The organism is Allobosea sp. Root483D1, assembly GCF_001429505.1.
Lineage (GTDB): Bacteria > Pseudomonadota > Alphaproteobacteria > Rhizobiales > Beijerinckiaceae > Allobosea.
This window is the reverse complement of the sequence record NZ_LMJW01000004.1, coordinates 82,081-100,898: the sequence shown is the minus strand read 5'-3', so window position 1 is coordinate 100,898 and position 18,818 is coordinate 82,081. Positions and strand designations below refer to the sequence as shown.

20 protein-coding genes are annotated in these 18,818 nt (G+C 67.5%); 12 read left to right on the top strand and 8 right to left on the bottom strand.

Annotated features, from left to right (window positions below; translation table 11 throughout):
- Nucleotides 1-5: 5 nt before the first annotated feature.
- From ASE66_RS07505 to ASE66_RS07495, 3 genes are all read right to left on the bottom strand, one after another.
- Nucleotides 6-743 carry an SIMPL domain-containing protein gene (locus ASE66_RS07505; RefSeq protein WP_162262461.1) on the bottom strand — a complete coding sequence of 246 codons (738 nt, stop codon included), beginning with the start codon at nt 741-743 and terminating at the stop codon, nt 6-8.
- A 198-nt stretch (nt 744-941) separates the two neighbouring features.
- The gene (gene trpB, locus ASE66_RS07500; protein WP_057188996.1) at nt 942-2,159 is read right to left on the bottom strand and encodes a tryptophan synthase subunit beta; all 1,218 of its coding nucleotides are present in this window, start codon (nt 2,157-2,159) and stop codon (nt 942-944) included.
- Nucleotides 2,156-2,839 (bottom strand): phosphoribosylanthranilate isomerase, encoded by a 684-nt coding sequence (locus ASE66_RS07495; protein WP_057188995.1) that lies wholly within the window; start codon nt 2,837-2,839, stop codon nt 2,156-2,158. Before ASE66_RS07495 ends, trpB begins: the two co-directional genes overlap by 4 nt.
- An 88-nt stretch (nt 2,840-2,927) precedes the next feature.
- Here ASE66_RS07495 and ASE66_RS07490 point away from each other — a divergent pair, with 88 nt between their 5' ends.
- The gene (locus tag ASE66_RS07490) at nt 2,928-4,223 is read left to right on the top strand and encodes a TAXI family TRAP transporter solute-binding subunit (RefSeq protein WP_057188994.1); all 1,296 of its coding nucleotides are present in this window, start codon (nt 2,928-2,930) and stop codon (nt 4,221-4,223) included.
- A gap of 72 nt (nt 4,224-4,295) precedes the next feature.
- Nucleotides 4,296-4,631, top strand: a complete 336-nt coding sequence (locus ASE66_RS07485) for a hypothetical protein (RefSeq protein WP_057188993.1) — start codon at nt 4,296-4,298, stop codon at nt 4,629-4,631.
- A gap of 7 nt (nt 4,632-4,638) precedes the next feature.
- Here ASE66_RS07485 and ASE66_RS07480 read toward each other — a convergent pair whose 3' ends face one another.
- Nucleotides 4,639-5,544, bottom strand: coding sequence for an NAD(P)/FAD-dependent oxidoreductase (locus ASE66_RS07480; RefSeq protein WP_057188992.1), 906 nt, complete (start codon nt 5,542-5,544; stop codon nt 4,639-4,641).
- Nucleotides 5,519-5,980, bottom strand: coding sequence for an Rrf2 family transcriptional regulator (locus ASE66_RS07475; RefSeq protein WP_057188991.1), 462 nt, complete (start codon nt 5,978-5,980; stop codon nt 5,519-5,521). Before ASE66_RS07475 ends, ASE66_RS07480 begins: the two co-directional genes overlap by 26 nt.
- A 193-nt stretch (nt 5,981-6,173) precedes the next feature.
- Between ASE66_RS07475 and typA the strand changes: the two genes are divergently transcribed.
- From typA to ASE66_RS07425, 10 genes are all read left to right on the top strand, one after another.
- Nucleotides 6,174-7,997 (top strand): translational GTPase TypA, encoded by a 1,824-nt coding sequence (gene typA / locus ASE66_RS07470; protein ID WP_057188990.1) that lies wholly within the window; start codon nt 6,174-6,176, stop codon nt 7,995-7,997.
- A gap of 221 nt (nt 7,998-8,218) precedes the next feature.
- Nucleotides 8,219-9,784 carry a putative bifunctional diguanylate cyclase/phosphodiesterase gene (locus tag ASE66_RS07465; protein WP_057188989.1) on the top strand — a complete coding sequence of 522 codons (1,566 nt, stop codon included), beginning with the start codon at nt 8,219-8,221 and terminating at the stop codon, nt 9,782-9,784.
- The gene (locus ASE66_RS07460) at nt 9,781-10,359 is read left to right on the top strand and encodes a hypothetical protein (RefSeq protein ID WP_057188988.1); all 579 of its coding nucleotides are present in this window, start codon (nt 9,781-9,783) and stop codon (nt 10,357-10,359) included. The genes ASE66_RS07465 and ASE66_RS07460 overlap by 4 nt, the downstream gene beginning before the upstream one ends.
- A gap of 58 nt (nt 10,360-10,417) precedes the next feature.
- Entirely contained in the window at nt 10,418-10,660 is a 243-nt protein-coding gene (locus ASE66_RS07455; protein WP_057188987.1) for a type II toxin-antitoxin system VapB family antitoxin, read from the top strand.
- On the top strand, nt 10,660-11,058 hold the full coding sequence (locus ASE66_RS07450; protein WP_057188986.1) for a type II toxin-antitoxin system VapC family toxin: 399 nt from the start codon (nt 10,660-10,662) through the stop codon (nt 11,056-11,058). Before ASE66_RS07455 ends, ASE66_RS07450 begins: the two co-directional genes overlap by 1 nt.
- Before the next feature lie 24 nt (nt 11,059-11,082).
- Nucleotides 11,083-12,021, top strand: coding sequence for an aldo/keto reductase (locus ASE66_RS07445; RefSeq protein WP_057188985.1), 939 nt, complete (start codon nt 11,083-11,085; stop codon nt 12,019-12,021).
- A 154-nt stretch (nt 12,022-12,175) separates the two neighbouring features.
- Nucleotides 12,176-13,408, top strand: a complete 1,233-nt coding sequence (locus ASE66_RS07440; RefSeq protein WP_057188984.1) for a hypothetical protein — start codon at nt 12,176-12,178, stop codon at nt 13,406-13,408.
- Between the two features lie 189 nt (nt 13,409-13,597).
- Nucleotides 13,598-14,647 (top strand): D-xylose ABC transporter substrate-binding protein, encoded by a 1,050-nt coding sequence (xylF, locus tag ASE66_RS07435; protein ID WP_413814251.1) that lies wholly within the window; start codon nt 13,598-13,600, stop codon nt 14,645-14,647.
- Nucleotides 14,640-15,944: a sugar ABC transporter permease gene (locus ASE66_RS07430; RefSeq protein ID WP_057188983.1), complete on the top strand. Its 1,305-nt coding sequence runs from the start codon at nt 14,640-14,642 to the stop codon at nt 15,942-15,944. Before xylF ends, ASE66_RS07430 begins: the two co-directional genes overlap by 8 nt.
- A 17-nt stretch (nt 15,945-15,961) precedes the next feature.
- Complete coding sequence (locus ASE66_RS07425) at nt 15,962-16,735, top strand: ATP-binding cassette domain-containing protein (RefSeq protein WP_413814250.1); 774 nt, start codon at nt 15,962-15,964, stop codon at nt 16,733-16,735.
- Nucleotides 16,736-16,766: 31 nt separating this feature from the next.
- Here ASE66_RS07425 and ASE66_RS07420 read toward each other — a convergent pair whose 3' ends face one another.
- Genes ASE66_RS07420 through ASE66_RS07410 form a run of 3 tightly spaced genes read right to left on the bottom strand, consistent with a single transcriptional unit; the run spans nt 16,767 to nt 18,815 of the window.
- Complete coding sequence (locus ASE66_RS07420; protein WP_057188981.1) at nt 16,767-17,351, bottom strand: amino acid synthesis family protein; 585 nt, start codon at nt 17,349-17,351, stop codon at nt 16,767-16,769.
- The gene (locus tag ASE66_RS07415) at nt 17,348-17,932 is read right to left on the bottom strand and encodes an amino acid synthesis family protein (RefSeq protein ID WP_057188980.1); all 585 of its coding nucleotides are present in this window, start codon (nt 17,930-17,932) and stop codon (nt 17,348-17,350) included. Before ASE66_RS07415 ends, ASE66_RS07420 begins: the two co-directional genes overlap by 4 nt.
- Nucleotides 17,925-18,815: a UPF0280 family protein gene (locus tag ASE66_RS07410; RefSeq protein ID WP_057188979.1), complete on the bottom strand. Its 891-nt coding sequence runs from the start codon at nt 18,813-18,815 to the stop codon at nt 17,925-17,927. The genes ASE66_RS07415 and ASE66_RS07410 overlap by 8 nt, the downstream gene beginning before the upstream one ends.
- Nucleotides 18,816-18,818: the final 3 nt, after the last annotated feature.

Sequence of the window (18,818 nt, the reverse complement as noted above, 5' to 3'; positions counted from 1 at the left end):
GAAACCTACCTCTCGATCCGCCAGACCGTACGCAACGCGGCGCTGACGGTGACCTCGCCCGGCTCGACCTGGATCGGCGCGGCGCCTGCCGCCATGCGATAGGCCCGCGCATCGGCCATGGGCCGTACCGGCGGCTCGGCCTCCGCCTCGACGATCGAGACGAGCTCGCCGACCTTGACGCCGAGGCGCTTGGCATAGATCTCGGCCCGGCCGCGCGCCGCTTCCGCCGCCTTGTCGCGGGCCTGGTCCTTGGCCTTGTCCTCGTCGGCGAGGCCGAAGCTGATGCCGGACATGTCGTTGGCGCCGGCAGCGACGAGGGCGTCGATCAGCGGGCCGGCCTTGGCGAGGTCGCGGACGATCACGGTGATGCCGGTGCGGGCCTCATAGCCGTCGATCTTCGGTGCGCGCGCCTGAGGCGAGGACGAGGCCGAAGGCTGCGTCATCCGCGGCGATAGCGCGATCTGCGAGGTCGAGAGATCGCCCTGGGCGACGCCGGCGGCCTTCACCGCCTCGATCAGCTTGGCCAGTGCCGGGGTGTTCTTCGACAGTGCTTCGGCCGCGGTCTTGCCCTCGCTGACCACGCCGGCATGGACGGTGGCGAGGTCGGGCTTCACCCTGACTTCGCCAGTGGTCTGGATCACGATGCCTTCCGCCGGCGCGAGCGGGCCGGAGGTCTGAGCGTGCACGGGAGCGGCGAGCACCGCGAGCGCGGCGATGATGAGGGCCTTCTTCGTCTTCGACATGATCGTCCTTCGCTGGGAATAGTCCGCAGAAGCAAGCGCCGCTTCTGCGGCGCGCACCATGCGCAACCTATTGGGGCAGCATCAGGACGATCCAGAGCATTTCCGCGTTTCTCCGAATCGCGGAAATGCTCTAGGTCTTTGTTTTATCGCATTTTCTTTATGCGAACCGGTGTCCACTTCGCTCGAAAATGCTCTAGGTCACCGCCCCGCCAGAATCTCCGCGACCTGCGGGATGTCCTTGTCGCCGCGGCCGGAGAGGTTGACGACCATCAGATGGTCCTTCGGCTTCTTCGCGGCGAGCTCCGCGACCCTGGCTAGCGCATGCGCCGATTCCAGCGCCGGGATGATGCCTTCGAGCTTGGAGATCAGCTGGAAGGCTTCAAGCGCCTCCTCGTCGGTAGCCGAGAGATAGGTGGCCCGGCCGATATCGTGCAGCCAGGAATGCTCCGGGCCGATGCCGGGATAGTCGAGCCCGGCCGAGATCGAATGGGCATCGTTTATCTGCCCGTCCTCGTTCATCAGGAGATAGGTGCGGTTGCCGTGCAGCACGCCGGGGCGCCCGCCGGTCAGCGAGGCCGCGTGCAGGCCGGACGGGATGCCGTGGCCGGCGGCCTCGACGCCGTAGATCTCGACGCTCTTGTCGTCGAGGAAGGGATGGAACAGCCCCATCGCGTTCGAGCCCCCGCCGATGCAGGCGACGAGCGAATCCGGCAGGCGGCCTTCGAGCTCCTGCATCTGCACGCGGGTCTCGTTGCCGATAACGCACTGGAAGTCGCGCACCATCGCCGGATAGGGATGGGGGCCGGCGACCGTGCCGATGCAGTAGAAGGTCGACGCGACATTGGTCACCCAGTCGCGCAGCGCCTCGTTCATCGCGTCCTTCAGCGTCTTGGTGCCGGATTCGACCGGCACGACGGTCGCGCCGAGCATCTGCATGCGGAAGACGTTCGGCGCCTGCCGGGCGACGTCGACCGCGCCCATGTAGACGATGCATTCGAGGCCGTAGCGAGCGCAGAGCGTCGCGGTCGCGACGCCGTGTTGGCCGGCGCCGGTCTCGGCGATGATCCGCTTCTTGCCCATACGCCGGGCGAGCAGAATCTGGCCGAGCACATTGTTCACCTTGTGCGAGCCGGTGTGGTTCAGTTCCTCGCGCTTGAGGTAGACCTTGGCGCCGCCGAAATGTTCGGTCAGGCGCTCGGCGAAATACAGCGGCGAGGGCCGGCCGACATAATGCTTCAGCCCGTAGGCGGTCTCGGCATGATAGGCCGGATCGACCTTGGCGGCGTTATAGGCCTGCTCCAGCTCCAGGATCAGCGGCATCAGCGTCTCGGCGACAAAGCGGCCGCCGAACTGGCCGAAGCGACCGTTCTCGTCCGGGCCGTTGCGGAAGCTGTTCGGTGCGTGCGGCGCGTTCATGCCTGGCCTACCTTCTTCAATTCTTCTGCCGCCGAGCGGGCGGCCCTGACGAAGTCCGCGATCCGCGCGACATCCTTGATACCGGGTGCGCTTTCGACCCCGGAGGAGACGTCGACACCGGCCGGCCTGGCGATGCGGATGGCCTCCGCGACATTCGCCGGATCGAGCCCGCCCGATAGCATGAAGCGGAAAGCCGGGTCGAGACCGGCGAGCAGACCCCAGTCGAACGGCCTGCCGTGCCCGCCGGGATAGGCGGCGTCCTTCGGCGGCTTGGCGTCGAGCAGGATGCGATCGGCGATGCCGTGATAGAGCGCGACCTGATCCAGATCGGCGGCTGTCGCGACGCCGAGCGCCTTCATCACCGGCAGGCCGGTCGCGGCCTTGATCGCGGCGGCCTGCTCCGGCGTCTCCTTGCCATGCAGCTGGAGCCAGTCCGGCTTTACAATCTTCGCGAGCTCGGCCGCCTGCTGCGGCGCGTAGTCGACGACCAGCGCGACGATCCCGGTCCGGCCGCGAGCCTGGGCGGCGAGCTCGACCGCGCGCTCGGGCGTGACGTAGCGCGGGCTTTTCGGATGGAAGTTGAGGCCGATCATGTCGGCGCCGGCGGCGAGCGCCGCTTCCAGCGTCTCGGGAGTCGAGAGGCCGCAGATCTTGATGGGAAAGGCGTCGTCGCGTGTCATGCGGGCGCTCTAGCACATAGCCCTTCCCGCCGCACTCGTGACATGATGTCGGTCGAAATCGGTAACGCGCGGCGAGAGTGGACGACGAATGGGGCGACGTTTCTTTGCAGGCCTGGCGGCGTTCCTGCTGATGGCCGGCCTCGTCTCGCTCGGCGTCTACATGTGGAGTCAACCCAGGACGCTGAAGCTCGCTGTCGGCCCGCTCGGCTCGGAGGATGCCCGGCTCGCCGCCGCCCTCGTCCAGGGCCTCAGCCGCGAGAAGAAGCCGGTGCGGCTGCGGCTTGTCCTGACCGAGGGCTCGGCCGAGAGCGCGAAGCGGATCGATGACGGCAAGGTCGATCTCGCCATCGTCCGTCCCGACATCGCCCTGCCGGCCAAGGCCGATACCGCGCTGATCACCCGCCGCTCCTTCCCCTTCTTCATCGGTTCCAAGGATTTGGGCACCGACCGCATCTCCGGGCTACGCGGCAAGCGCATCGGCGTGGTGCAGACCCCCGCCGGCAATCTCGACCTGCTAAAGCTCGTGCTCTCGCAATATGAAGTGCGGCCGGAGGAGGTGACGGTCGTCCCGCTCTGGCCGGAGGACGTCTCGACCACCATCGCAGATGGCCATATCGACGCGCTCTTCGCCGTCAATGCACTGAATGCCCGGGTCGTCACCGAGGTGAGCTCTCGGCTGCACCGGGCTTTCGGCGAGCATCCGACCATCATCCCGATCCGCGAGGCCGACGCGCTCGCCGCCCGCAATCGCGCGATCGAGAGCGGCGAGATCGTCCGCGGCGCGCTTGGCGGCGACCCGCCGCTCCCGGCCGAGAACCTGCCGACGATTTCGATCACCTCGCGGCTGATGGCGGCGCAGTCCCTCGACGGTGCCCGGGTCGGTGAGCTCGTCGGCGCGATTCTGTCGCTGCGCGTCACGCTCGCCGCGGAATTGCCGGCGATCCAGGGGCTGGAGACACCCGAGACCGACAAGGACGCGCCGCTCGCGGTACATCCCGGCGCCGCCGCCTTCATCGATGGCGAGCAAGAGACCTTCTTCGAGCGCTATGGCGACTGGTTCTATCTCGGTGTGATGGCGCTCTCGCTGGTCGGTTCCGGCGCGGCCGGCCTGTTCGGTGTCGAGAGCGCGACGCGACGCAAGCGGGCGATGGCGGATCTGAGCCGTCTCGTCGTCCTGCTCGGCGGCATGCGGACCGCCGCCGATGAGCCGGAGCTCGCAGCGATGGAGCGCGAGGCTGACGCCATCCTCGCCGGCGTGCTGGCAAACTATGCGCGCGGCGACATCGATTCCGGCGGGATCGGCGCCTACCGCTTCGCCATGGACCAGCTCGGCCGCGCGGCGACCGAGAGGCGCATCGTCCTGGCCGAAGCGGAAGCCGAGTGATCAGCTTTATTCCTGCCGCAAAGCCGGGGCATGCGGATGGCGCGGCCGCACCGACAGCTTCGAGAGCTCCTCATGACCTCCGCCTTTGCCTCGCTCGCCCTCGGGACGCTGCTGACGCTCTCCGCAGCCGTGCCGCTCCGAGCCCAAGCGCCTGAAAACTGGCCGCAAGTGAAATGCGAGCGCTGGCGTAGCGCCTATGACGAGGCGCTGAAGCGTTTCGGCAGGAAGGGGCTGGGGCAGGAGTTCATTGCCGGCAACGAGGCCTTCATCGCCTCCGGCTGCCAGAACCCGCCCGATGTCTGCCCGCGCAGTGCCGAAGAGCTCAACTTCGCCAATGTCATGGTGATGGCCGGCATGAATGCCGGCGTGTCCTCGACCTTCATGCCCTACGCCTGCCGGAAGTCGTGATCCGGCGCTACAGCAAGGACATGTGCAGGCCGGTCCCGGCAAGCACGCCGTCGGCGACCGCGAGCGCGACGCTGTGCCGGCCGGTCGCGGCATCGCCCGCCGCATAGACGCCGGCGACGCTGGTCTGCTTCATCCCGTCGACGCGCAGCAGCGGGCCGAACGGGCCGTCGTCGAACACACAGCCGAGCTCTTCTGCCAGCGGGCTCGCCGGGCAGATGCCGGCGGCGACGAACAGCGCCTTGACCGGCGCCAGCCGGCCATCGGCAAGCCGCAAACCCGCCATCGCGGTCCCCTCGCCCTCGGCTACCACGATCCGGGCACGCTCGACCGCAACGCCGCGCCGCTCCAGCATGGCGCTCGCTTCGGCATCGGGCTCGGCCTCGCCGTTGAGGAACAGCGTGACCTCGCCCCAATCGGCAACGAGCGACGCCTTCAGCGCCGAGAATGAACCACTCGCCAGCACGCCGAGCTTGCCGCCGCCGAGCTCGTAGCCATCGCAATAGGGGCAGTGCAGGACGCTCTTGCCCCAGCGCTCCCTCAGGCCGGGGATCGCGGGCAGTTCGTCGCGCACGCCGGTCGCGAGCAACAGGCGCCGCGCTTGGTACTCGTCGCCGGCGGAATCTACGACGCCGAAGCCATCATCTGAAGGTTCGGCCTCGGCGACCCTGGCGTCCCGCCAGGTCACGGTCGGATAGGCGAGCAATTGCGCCTTCGCCTCAGCGACGATCGCCGCCGGCTCGCGCCCGTCCTGGCCGAGAAAGCCGTGCGAATGGCTGGAGAAGCGGTTGCGCCGCTGGCCCTCGTCGATCACCAGGATGCTGCGGCGCGCCCGCGCCAGCTGCAGTCCGGCTGAGAGTCCGGCGAAGCTGCCGCCGACGATGATGGCATCATATGGCTTGGTCGTGCTTGGCATGGGCCTGCCTCCGTTCGTCGAAGCGACGGCTGAAATCCGCCGCGAGATCGGACAGCCGCACCCGGTCGAAATGGCCGGCGAGCAGCGTCTCGGCCTCCGCGAACGCCTCGCCCAGCGCCGCGTTCACAGCCTGCTCGACCAGGCATTGCGGGTTCTCGCTGCGATGACCGAGCGCGATCAAAGCGGGCTCGCCGAGCGCGCGATGGACGTCGCCGAGCGTGATTTCAACGAGCGCGCGCGCCAGCGTCCAGCCACCACCATGGCCCTTCTCGGAGCGCACCAGCCCGGTTTCGCGCAGGCCCGCCATGGTGCGGCGGATCACGACCGGATTGGTGCCGAGGCAGGCGGCGAGCTCCTCCGAGGTCATGGCTGCGCCGCGGTCGGCCATGTGCAGCAGCACGTGCAGGGTGGCGGAAAGGCGGCTGTCCTGTTTCATGTAACTTTCAATGTTACATGACTAAACGCCTGTCAAGCGCCCAGCGAAGCCAGGGCGTCGCCCGGTTTAGGTTGCCCAAACGCCATCAAGCGTTTATGTGCAGCGCAACGAATTCCAGATTCACTCAGACAGATGGCTGTGCCGGCCGGGGTCTCCCTGCCGGCTCGCGGTCATGAAACAAGGCCCCGACCGCATGTCCATGCGCAACATCGCCATCATCGCCCACGTCGACCACGGCAAAACCACGCTGGTCGACAAGCTGCTGCAGCAATCCGGCACCTACCGCGACAACCAGCGCGTGATCGAGCGGGTGATGGACTCCAACGAGCTCGAGAAGGAGCGCGGCATCACCATCCTGGCCAAGGCCACCTCGGTGGTCTGGAAGGATACGCGCATCAACATCGTCGACACCCCCGGCCACGCCGATTTCGGCGGTGAGGTCGAGCGCATCCTGAACATGGTCGACTCGGCGATCGTTCTGGTCGACGCCGCCGAAGGCCCGATGCCGCAGACCAAGTTCGTGGTCTCGAAGGCGCTGAAGCTCGGCCTTCGCCCGATCGTCGCGATCAACAAGGTCGACAAGCCCGACGCCCGCGTCACCGAGGTGATCAACGAGGTCTTCGACCTGTTCGCCGCGCTCGACGCCAGCGACGAGCAGCTCGATTTCCCGATCCTCTACGGCTCGGGCAAGCAGGGCTGGATGGCGCCCTCGCCGGAAGGTCCGCAGGATCAGGGCCTGGCCCCGATGTATGACCTGATCCTGAAGCATGTGCCGGAGCCGCGCATCGAGGAAGGTCCGTTCCGCATGCTTGGCACGCTGCTCGAGGCCAATCCCTATCTCGGCCGCATCATCACCGGCCGCGTCGTCTCGGGCTCGGCCAAGCCGAACCAGCAGATCAAGGTACTGTCGGGCGACGGCACGCTGGTCGAGAGCGGCCGCATCACCAAGATCCTGGCCTTCCGTGGCCTTGAGCGCACGCCGATCGAGGAAGCCATCCCCGGCGACATCGTCTCGATCGCCGGCCTGGTCAAGGGCTCGGTCGCCGACACCTTCTGCGACCCCAGTGTCGAGACCCCGATCAAGGCCCAGCCCATCGACCCGCCGACGGTGTCGATGACCTTCATGGTCAACGATTCCCCGCTTGCCGGCACCGAAGGCGACAAGGTCACCACCCGCGTCATCCGCGACCGCCTGTTCAAGGAGGCCGAGGGCAATGTCGCGCTGAAGATCGAGGAGGCCAAGGATAAGGACTCCTATATCGTCTCCGGCCGCGGCGAACTGCAGCTTGCCATCCTGATCGAGCAGATGCGCCGCGAGGGCTTCGAACTCGGTGTCTCGCGTCCGCGCGTCGTGCTGAAGCGCGACGAGGCCGGCCAGCTGCTCGAGCCGATCGAGGAGGTCATCATCGACGTCGACGAGGAGCATTCCGGCGTCGTCGTGCAGAAGATGAGCGAGCGCAAGGCCGACATGCTGGAGATGCGTCCGTCGGGCGGCAATCGCCTGCGCCTCGTCTTCCACGCCCCGACCCGCGGCCTGATCGGCTATCAGGGCGAATTGCTCACCGACACGCGCGGCACCGCGATCATGAACCGGCTCTTCCACGACTACCTGCCCTATAAGGGCGAGATCGGCGGACGTCGCAATGGCGTGCTGATCGCGATGGAGACCGGCGAGGCCGTCGCCTACGCGCTCTGGAACCTGGAAGACCGCGGCCCGATGATGATCGAGCCCGGCTGGAAGGTCTATCAGGGCATGATCGTCGGCGAGCACACCCGCGAGAACGATCTCGAGGTGAACGTGCTCAAGGGCAAGAAGCTGACCAACATCCGCACCACGTCGAAGGACGAGGCCGTGCGCCTCACCCCGCCGATCCGGATGACGTTGGAGCGCTCGCTCGCCTGGATCGACGATGACGAGCTCGTCGAGGTCACTCCGAAGTCGATCCGCCTGCGCAAGGGCATCCTCGACCCCAACGAGCGCAAGCGCTCGCAGAAGCAGAAGGCCGAGGTGGCCTGACAGGCCTTCCCACTATCCAGAACTTGCGCGGCCCGGACACTCGTTCGGGCCGCTTTCTTATCTGGGCTCGCCTGCGCGCAATTACGGTGCCGATCCGCCCCTGAGACGCTCTCTTAACGAATTATTGCGATCGTCTCCGGACCGCCGGAGCCGGCCGCCTTGCCTACCGGTGGCTGATCGCGGCCAGCGATGAGGATTGTCTCGTGTCGTCGGGAGGCTCCTTGTCCAGGATCTGGAACGTCATCGTGAAGCATCGCGTCAGCATCCAGGATCTGAGCCTGATCATGGCTATCGTCCTGGTGCTGACCTACATCGCCTTCGAGATCGATGTCTTCGTGACCCAGGGCAGCAACGCGCCGCTGGAGCAGAAGCTTGTCGAGCTCGATGAGGCGCTGCTGCTCGGCGGGCTACTGTCGATCGGCCTGCTCATCTTCGGCGCGCGCCGCTACATGGAGCAGAAGCGCGAGATGGCCCGGCGTATCGCCGCCGAGGGCCGGGCCCGCGAACTCGCCTACCAGGACCCGCTCACCGGGCTGGCGAACCGCCGCCAGTTCGAGGAGGCGCTGGTGACGGCGGCGGCCTCGCCGCCGGCCCAGGGGCAGGTCCATGCCGTCTTCCTGCTCGATCTCAACGGCTTCAAGCAGATCAACGACACCTATGGCCACGACTCCGGCGACGAGGTGCTGCGGATCGTGGCGGAACGTCTGCTGCGTGCGGTGCGCGAGGGCGATCTGGTCGCGCGTCTTGGTGGCGACGAATTCGTGCTGCTGGCGCAGCATCTGATGGGGCCGGAGGCGGCCGCCAACATCGCGGCGCGCATCATCCACGGCCTCAACGAGCCGATCCGGACCGGCAGGGTCGAGCACCGGGTCGCGACCGGCATCGGCATCGCCTTTCTGCCCGATGATGCGCAGACGGGGCCGGAGGCGCTGCGCAAGGCCGATCTCGCGCTCTATCGTGCCAAGGGCGAACGCCGCTCCGCCTTCCGTTTCTTCGAGGAGGAGATGGACCGCATGGTGCGCCAGCGCGACCAGATGGAACGTGAATTGCGGGAGGCACTCCAGCAGGACCTGATCAGGCCCCGGTTCCGTCCGTCGATCGATCTGGCAACCGGCAAGGTGACCGGGTTCGAAGCCGTGCCGAGCTGGATCGTCGACGGGACCGACCTCTTTCCGCCCGAGCGCTTCCTGCCTGTCGCGGAGGAGACCGGGCTGATTCATCAAATCGCCGGCCGCCTCCTTGAGATCGCCTGCGAGGCGGCGCGCGAATGGCCTGATGATATCGTCCTGTCGATCGACATCCTGCCGGCCCAGCTCAAGAATCGCTCACTCGGCGACAGCATCCTCGCGACGATCCGCACTTTGGGACTGCCGCCGTCTCGTCTGGAGATCGACATCTCGGAAAGCGCGATCGTCCACGACCTGCATGCCGCCAAGGCGGCGCTAGGCTCCCTTCGGGAGGCCGGTGTCCGGGTCGCGCTCGACAATTTCGGCACGGGCTACTCGAATCTCTATCACATCCGGGAATTCGGCTTCGACAAGGTCAAGATCGATCGCCGCTTCGTCTCCAACATGCAGGACGAGGATGCGGCCAGCGTCGTGCGCGCGCTTGCAGGGTTGGGGCAGGGCCTCGGCATCGCCGTGAGCGCGGACGGGATCGCAGGCCCGGCGGGCGATGCCGCTCTGCTCGCGACCGGAATCCGCGAAGGACAGAGCGCCTCACAGCTGCTATCCGCCGACGCGGCGCGCATGCTGGCGCGCGAAGGACTGACTCAGGCCAGCGCGTGATAAATCAAACAGCCGCCGGCACGCCCGTCGAGATCCTGCTGATCACCGGCCCGGCCGGGATCGGCAAGTCGACCCTGTGCTGGGAGATGGGCGCTATGCTGGCTGAGGCCGGCATCGCCCATGTCGCGATCGAGAGCGACGAACTCGACCGCGTCTTCCCGAAGCCCGGCGCGGCGGAGCTTGCTCCACTGGCGCCCGGCGCCCGCGACGTCAGCCAGCTCAATCTCGCGGCGCTCTGGGGCACTTATCGTGCTCTCGGCCACAGCCGCCTGATCATGTCAGGCGTGATGATGCATGTGGAGTTCGACAAGCGCTGGATTCTCGCCGCCATCCCAGGAGCTCGCATCACGGTGGTACGCCTGCGCGCCGGCGACGACAGCTTGCTTGAGCGCCTTGATCGTCGCGAGATCGGCGCGGGTCGCGACGTCCAGATCGAGCGCTCGCTGCGCCAGGCGAGGCGGCTCTCCAGCGAGGTGGTGGACGACTTCATCGTCGTCGATACCGATGGCCGCATGCCCTCAGAACTGGCGCGCGAAGTGCTCGGCACGATCGATTGGGCGCGCTCTGACGCATAGATCGCATTGACATGATTGCCTTTGCATCTTTACTCTCATGTAAAGAAACGAGGCGCTGATGACCTCTCCCCTCAACATTCGCAATCCAAAAGCTCACGCTCTCGCCAGCAAGCTCGCTGATCTGCGCAGGGTCTCGATCACCGAGGCTGTCGTCGGCGCGTTGGAAGCCGAGCTACGGCGCGAACAGGGGCGGATTCCGCTGTCCGACCGACTGGAGGCACTGGCGGACCGGGCGCTCACCAAGGCGGGAAGCGGCCGCGCGGTCGACGAAGACGAGCGCGACGCGCTCTGGACTCGCTGATGTTCGTCGATACGTCCGTCTTCGTCGCGATCCTGTGCAAGGAGCCGGAAGCGGGACTGTTCGCCGCCAAGCTGGAACGGGCCAAGGCACGCTTCACCTCGCCGCTGGTGCGTCTCGAAGCCTGCATGGTGCTGGCGACGCGCATGGCTCGCGAGCCGATCGACGTCGAAACCGATTTCGACGCGTTTCTTGAGATCGCTGACATCGCAGTCCTGCCGATCACCGATGCGGTCGCGCGTGAGGCGGTCGCGGCCTTCCAGCGTTACGGGAAGGGCCGGGGTGCGCCGGCACAGCTCAATCTCGCCGATTGTATGTCCTATGCTTGCGCCCGGGCCGCGGGAGCTCCGATCCTGTTCAAGGGGCGCGATTTCTCCCGTACCGATCTCGACCTCGCCTGAGCAGCCTTCCAAGGGGATTCCACCATGCAGTTCCGCAATCTCGGCCGCTCCGGCCTGCGCGTTTCGCTCGTCGGCCTCGGCTGCAACAATTTCGGTGGCCGGATCGACCTTGAGGCGGCGCGCAAGGTCGTCGACGCGGCGATCGAGCACGGCATCACCCTCTTCGACACCGCCGACATCTACGGCAATCGCGGCGGCTCTGAGTTGGCGCTCGGCGAACTGCTCGGCGCCCGCCGCAAGGATATCGTGCTCGCCAGCAAGTTCGGCATGAACATGGACGAGGAGGGCGTGAAGAAGGGCGGCTCGCGGCGCTACATCATCGAGGCGGTCGAAGCCTCGCTGAAGCGGCTGCGGACCGACTGGCTCGACCTCTACCAGCTGCACCGGCCCGACCCGCTGACCCCGATCGAGGAGACGCTACGCGCGCTCGAGGACCTGATCCGCCAGGGCAAGGTCCGCTATATCGGCTGCTCGAACCTGTCGTCCTGGCAGGTCGCCGATGCGCACTGGACGGCCAAGACGTTCGGCACAGAGGGCTTCGCCTCGGCCCAGGACGAGTACAGCCTCCTGGTGCGCGGCGCCGAGAAGGAGCTGATCCCGGCCATTGGCCATTTCGGCATGGGGCTCCTGCCCTATTTTCCGCTCGCCAACGGCCTGCTGACCGGCAAATACCAGCGTAATGCCCCGATGCCGGAGGGCGCGCGCATGACCCGCGAGGCCCAGCGCGCCGGCGAAGTGCTGACCGAGGCGAACTGGGGCAAGACCGAGAAGCTCGCCGCCTTCTGCGAAGCACGCGGCAGGACGCTGCTGGAACTCGCCTTTTCCTGGCTCGCCGCCCAGCCGGTCGTCTCCAGCGTCATCGCCGGCGCGACCAGGCCCGAGCAGATCGCCGCCAACGTCAAGGCGGCGGACTGGGCGCTGACGCCGGAAGAGCTTACCGAGATCGACGCGATCACGCGCTGAAATCGGCCGCGAGAGCGCCTCAAAGAAGCCCAACGGCACAGCGAAAGCGTTTAACCTTGCCTCCCTGCCCATGCGACGGGGCGGAGAGGCTGTTGTCAAATCCCTGCGCCTGGGGTTCCCTTGCGCAACTGCAGCGGAGGCCGCTGACTTCGTGATGCGCATCGCCCATCTCCTGGCGTTCGCCCTGTCCCTGACCGCCCTGCCCGCCGAGGCGCAGGACAAGCCCGCTGCTGCGCCGCAGCCGGAGCCGATGCGCATCGTGCTGACCCGCAGCGCCGAGCCCTGCGACGGCGATTGCCGCGAATGGCTCGCCGCCCAGGGCGCGATCACCAGCGACACGCTCGGCGAGCTACGCCGCGCGCTCGCCGGGCTGAACGGGCGCAAGCTACCGCTGCTGGTCTACTCGACCGGCGGCACGGTCGAAGCCGCGATCGCCATGGGCGAGCTCGTCCGCAAGAGCGGCCTCGACATCGCCGTCGCCCGCACCGTCTTCAGCCAGCGGGACCCCGCGCTCGGCACGATCGACGAGCGCAGCCCGCTCTGCGCCTCCGCCTGCACGCTCTTCCTCGCCGGGGGGCAACGCCGCATCATCCCGTCGCAATCGCGCATCGGCGTGCATCAGCAGACCATCGTCGAGACCGAGACGACGACGGTGCGCGACTACAAGATCGTGCGCGGACGCAGGGAATTGGTCGACGAGAAAACGGAGACGCGGACAGTCAAGCAGGAGCAGGCGACCGGCGAAATCGACGCCAAGATGAGGCGCTATCTCGACGCCATGGGACTCGACCGCTCCTTCATCGAGGTCACGGTGGCGACGCCTGCCGACACGATGCGCTACCTCAAGCCCGACGAGATGCTGGCGACAACGATCGCGACCGAGATCGGCTCGGTCACGCTCGCCTTTTCGGGACTGCGATCGTCGCAAGCACCCGGAGCGCCCGCGGGCTTCAACGCGGCACCTGTGCTTCCGGCGACATTGGTCGCGCCGGCGACGCCGATCGGCTCGGTCGAGCTCGGGCCGCATCGCGGCGGCAAGCTGCGGCTGGCCTTGTCCGTCGGCGAGGGCCGCTACCAGCAGACGACCACTCTGCAGATGCGGCTCCTTTTCGGCGATGCGCCGGTCCCGACGCGGCTGCGCACGGTCACGCTGACCCTGCCCAACAGCCCGCCGATCGTCGCGCGCAACGAGGACGGCAGCGATCCCGAGGGGACGATGACCGCCGACGTCCTGCGCGAGACCCTGTGCGGCCTGACCGACCGGACGGCGGTGTCGCTGAAGATCGATCCGCCGGCGGAGGACGGCGCACCCTCGACCTGGCAGCGCAGCGGCACGGCCGCCGAGCTCCTGCGCCTGCCGACACTGCGCACGACCATCTGCCGCTGAAGAAGCCGGCACGAAATTCCATCCGGAACTAATCGCTTTTCGGCAGGCTCAATCGATTACATGCAATCTTTGCGTGCAGCCGCCGCTGCCTTCAATGTGTGCTTGACAGCGCCCGATCCGATAAGCTCACCTGCCCTCCAACCAGACGCGCCGCACGAAAGCGCGCGGCGCAATCGAGGGAGAAACGCCGTGTTGAGACGCCACATTCTCGCCGCGGGCTTGGCGCTCGCGGTCTCCGGCAGCGCATTCCCCGCTTTCGCCCAGAGCAAGGGCCCGGTGGTCGGGGTCAGCTGGTCGAACTTCCAGGAGGAGCGCTGGAAGACCGACGAGGCCGCGATCAAGGCGGCGATCGAAAAGGTCGGCGGCACCTATCTCTCGGCCGACGCGCAATCCTCGCCCGCCAAGCAGCTCACCGATGTCGAGAGCCTGATCGCCCGCGGCGCCAAGGCGCTGATCGTATTGGCGCAGGATGCACAGGCGATCCGCCCCGCCGTGCAGAAGGCCGTGGACGAGGGCATCGCCGTCGTCGGCTATGACCGGCTGATCGAGATCCCGCAGGCCTTCTACCTGACCTTCGACAATGTCGAGGTCGGCCGGATGATGGCGCGTGAGATCGTCAAGGCGAAGCCGGAGGGCAACTACGTCTTCATCAAGGGCTCGAGCTCGGACCCGAATGCCAACTTCCTGTTCCAGGGCTCGATCGAGGTGCTCAAAACCGCGATCGACGGCGGCAAGATAAAGAATGTCGGCGAGGCCTATACCGATGGCTGGCTGCCGGCCAACGCCCAGCGCAACATGGAGCAGATCCTGACGCGCAATGCCAACAAGGTCGATGCCGTCGTCGCCGCCAATGACGGCACTGCCGGCGGCGCCATCGCCGCCATGGCGGCGCAGGGCCTCGCCGGCTCGGTGCCGGTCTCCGGTCAGGACGCCGACCGCGCAGCGCTCAACCGCGTCGCGCTCGGCACCCAGACGGTGACGATCTGGAAGGATGCGCGCGAGCTCGGGCGCAACGCCGCCGAGATCGCGATCAAGCTCGCCGGCGGCGCCAAGCTGACCGAGGTCGCCGGTGCGACCGCCTGGGATCAGGGACCGAGCAAGGCCAAGATGACCGCGCTCTTCCTGAAGCCGGTGCCGGTGACCAAGGACAATCTCGGTGTCGTCATCGAGGCCGGTTGGGCGCCGAAGGCGGCGGTCTGCCAGGGCGTCGCCGCCGGCAAGGTCAAGGCCTGTGACTGAGATCGCTCCCGCGCCGGCCTCGCCGGCGTCGGAAGCGAAAAGCCTCGCCGATCACCTGCGCACGATCGAGTTCGATGCGCGGATGGTCGGCATGATCGCCGCGCTGGCGGTGATCTGGCTCGGCTTCAACTGGCTCTCGGGCGGCGCCTTCCTGACGCCGCGCAATCTCTGGAACCTCTCGGTCCAGACCGCCTCGATCGCGGTGATGGCCTGCGGCATGGTGCTGGTCATCGTCACCCGCAATATCGACCTCTCGGTCGGTTCCATGCTCGGCTTCGTCGGCATGGTCACCGGCCTCGTCCAGGCGCGGCTGCTGCCCGATCTCATCGGCTTCGAGCACCCGGCGACCTGGTTGCTCTCGATCCTCGCCGCGATCGCGCTCGGCGGCCTGATCGGCCTGTTCCAGGGCGCGCTGATCGCCTATCTCGCCATCCCCTCCTTCATCGTCACGCTCGGCGGCCTGCTGGTCTGGCGCGGCGGCGCCTGGTGGGTCACGCAAGGCCAGACCATCGCGCCGATGGATTCGCGCTTCCGCCCGCTCGGCGGCGGCATCGAGGGCGCGATCGGCACCACCGCCTCCTGGGCGATCGGGCTTGTCATCTGCGCCCTGATTCTCACCGCGATCGTCTTCACGCGCCGCCGGCGCAAGCGCTACGGCTTCGCCCTGCGCCCGTTCTGGGCCGAGATCGCGCTGGCTGCGCTCGCCTGTGGCACGGTGATTGGAAGCGTGTTGATCGCCAACGCCTATCTCCTGCCGGCCGGCGTCGCCCGCCGGATGACCGAGGCGCAAGGCGGAACCTGGCCTGAGGGCGGGCTTGCCATCGGTCATGGCCTTGCCGTGCCGGTGCTGCTGGCGCTCGCAGTCGGCGTCGCCATGAGTTTCCTGGCGACGCGTTTGCGCTTCGGTCGCTATGTCTTCGCCATCGGTGGCAATCCGGAAGCCGCGCAGCTCTCCGGCGTCAACACGCGAAAAGTGCTGATGCTGGTCTACGGGCTGATGGGCGTGCTGGTCGGCATCGGCGCCTGCATCTCGACCGCCCGGCTCAACGCGGCGACCAATTCGGCCGGGCAGCTCGACGAGCTCTATGTCATCGCCGCGGCGGTGATCGGCGGCACCTCGCTCGCGGGCGGCGTCGGCACGATCGTGGGTGCGATGCTGGGCGCGCTGGTGATGCAGTCGCTGCAATCGGGCATGGTTCTGATCGGCGTCGACACGCCCTTGCAGAACATCGTCGTCGGCATCGTGCTCGTGCTCGCCGTCTGGCTCGACGGGCTCTATCGCAAGCGGCTCGGCTGACGGAGGGTGCCATGGACATGACCACGCCCCTCGTCGAGATGCGCGAGATCTCGATCGCCTTCGGCGGCATCAAGGCGGTCGACCATGCCAGTGTCGATCTCCATGCTGGCGAGGTCGTCGGGTTGCTCGGCCATAACGGCGCCGGCAAGTCGACGCTGATCAAGATCCTGTCGGGGGCCTATCGCGCCGATGCCGGCGAGATCAGGATCGCCGGCGAGCCGGCCGCGATCTCCTCGCCGCGCGACGCCAAGCGCCACGGCATCGAGACGATCTACCAGACGCTCGCTCTGGCCGACAATGTCGATGCCGCCGCCAATATCTTCCTTGGCCGCGAACTGCTGACCTCCTGGGGCACGCTCGACGACAGCGCCATGGAAGCCGAGACCCGCAAGGTCATGGGTCGGCTCAACCCGCATTTTCGCCGCTTCAAGGAGCCGGTGAAGGCGCTCTCCGGCGGCCAGCGCCAGTCGGTCGCTATCGCCCGCGCGATCTATTTCAACGCCCGGGTGCTGATCATGGACGAGCCGACGGCGGCGCTGGGACCGGCAGAAACGAAGCAGGTCGCCGAGCTCATCCTCGAGCTGAAGAAGCAGGGCATCGGCATCTTCCTGATCAGCCACGATTTGCACGATGTCTTCGACCTCGCCGACCGCGTCAGTGTGATGAAGAATGGCAAGGTCGTCGGCAGCGCCCATGTCCGCGACGTCACGCAGGACGAGGTGCTGGGCATGATCATCTCCGGAAAATGCCCGCCCGGCGCGGTGGCCGGGCCGGGCGCGCTGCGCAGCTAGCAGCGCTCACGAAAGGACGTGCGGGCGCCTCTCAGCGCAAACCGTCCTCGCCTTTCGCCTCGGCATGGGTGAGCCCGCCGACGCGCGGCAATGGCCGGCCGCCGCTGGTCAACGCTACTGCGACGACGATTTCGCCGGCGCGCGGGGCGTCCGAAATCCGGACCTCCATGCCGTCGAAATGGCTGCGGACATAGGCCGCCGCCTTGTGGCCGAGCGGCACGTCGAGCACGACGCCGAGCGAGCCACGCTTCTTCGAGGACGGGATCAGCGCCGGCGCCTTGCCCAGGAGCTTTCGCAGCGGGGCACCGAGCTTGGGATGCAGGATCGCGGCGGCGTGCTCCAGCTCGCCGTCCTCGCCGACGGCGGCGGCCTTGCCATAGCCCTGGACCGCCTCGCCTTCGATGCCGAGCGCAGCCAGCGCATGGCGGCCGAGCAGATCGCCGAGCTCCTCGCCGATATCGATCAGCTCGGAGAGGTCTTCCTGATAGGTGCCGGCGAAGGGATTGGCGATCACGGCGACGGCGGCGGCGCGCTTGATCGGCGGCGAGACCGGCCGGCCGAGCTCGCTATGGGTCTCGTCGAGAACCGTGACGATCTTGCGAATCCGGGCTTTCATCGCAGGCCGTCCTCACCCTTGATCTCGCTCGCCTTGAGCCCGCCGACGCGGGCGTGGATGCGCGAGCCGGTCGTCATCACCAGCGCGAACAGCAATTCATCGGCCCGGGGCGCGTCGGTGATGCCGATCTCGAAGGAGTCGAAATGACTGCGGACATAGGATGCGTTGACATGGGTGACCGGAATGTCGAGCCGCGTGCCGGGCCCGCCGACCTTCTTGGTCGAAGGCACGATCGCCTTGGCGTCGCCGAGCAATTCGCGCATGGCGTAGCCGCCCGGCACATGCCAGAGCGCGCCGTGCTCGAGCTCGCCGGCGGCGCCGACGATGGCGCCCTTGCCATAGCCCTCGATCGCCTTGACGTCGCCGCCCATCGCCGCAAGCAGGCGCTGCGCCATGGAAAGGCCGAACGGCTTCAGATCGTCCATGAAGCCCTGGATGTCTTCGACATAGCGGCCGGCATAGGGGTTGGCGATCACGGCCAGCGCCGCGCCGCGCTTCAGCGGCACCGAAGCGGCCGGGCCGCCCTCGTGAAAAATCTCCTCGACGGTCACGGCGTATTTTCGCACGGCGATCTCAGGCACGGGCAAGTCTCCTCTCGGGGTCTTCTTGAACGATCATAGGCGTGGGAAGCGTGCGGCTCACGCCCTGCAGATGCATGGCGGCCGAGACGATCAGGCCGGCCTGACGCAGGCGTTCCGCCTCGGCGAGGCCGGCGGCGAGCGCGGTTTCGATCTCGTCCGTGGCAAGCGGGCCGACATGCCGGGTGACCAGCCGCTCGCCGAGATCGCTGTCGGCCTGGATGGAACTGGCCGGCAGGCGCTCGACCGCGGGATGGCCAGGCAGGTCGATCGCATTGGCGATCACAGTCGCGGAGGCGTCGGCCATGGCCGCGCTCGGGGCCAGCACAGTCACCGCCTCGGCGATCCCCAGCGAGAAGCTGCGCCCGGGATAGCCCGAGGTCGCAATGCCGGCGACACCGTCTTCCGGCCGGATCGTTGCGGTGGCGAAGAACTCCGGCTGGTCGGGGCGTTTCACCAAGCCGATGCGGAATTGCGCGCCGGCGGCGAGATGCAAGGCGATGTCACCGCCATTGTTGACATAGGCGCGGGTGAGCGGCGCGGCCGCGTGCATCGCGCCGAGGATCTCCTGCGCCACCGAGCCGGCGACGGCCGCCATCGGCGTGATGAAGCTGCGCTCGGCGAACGGCGCGACCGCGGCATGCATGCGCCGGGCGACGGGGCCGAGCGGCAGCGGACTCGTCCTGCTCACCGCCGTTCGCAGCAGCTTCAATTCATCGCAGAGCTCGGCGAGCAGGCCGTCGAAGCGTAGAACAGCCGCCTCATGCGCGGCCTTCACCGCGCTTTGCTCTCCGACGGCCTCGATGACGAGATCGATCGGCCCCTGCTGCAGGAGCAGGCGCCTGCCATCCGGCAGGAAGCGCGCGGAGGGAGCCTCGAAGCGCATCGC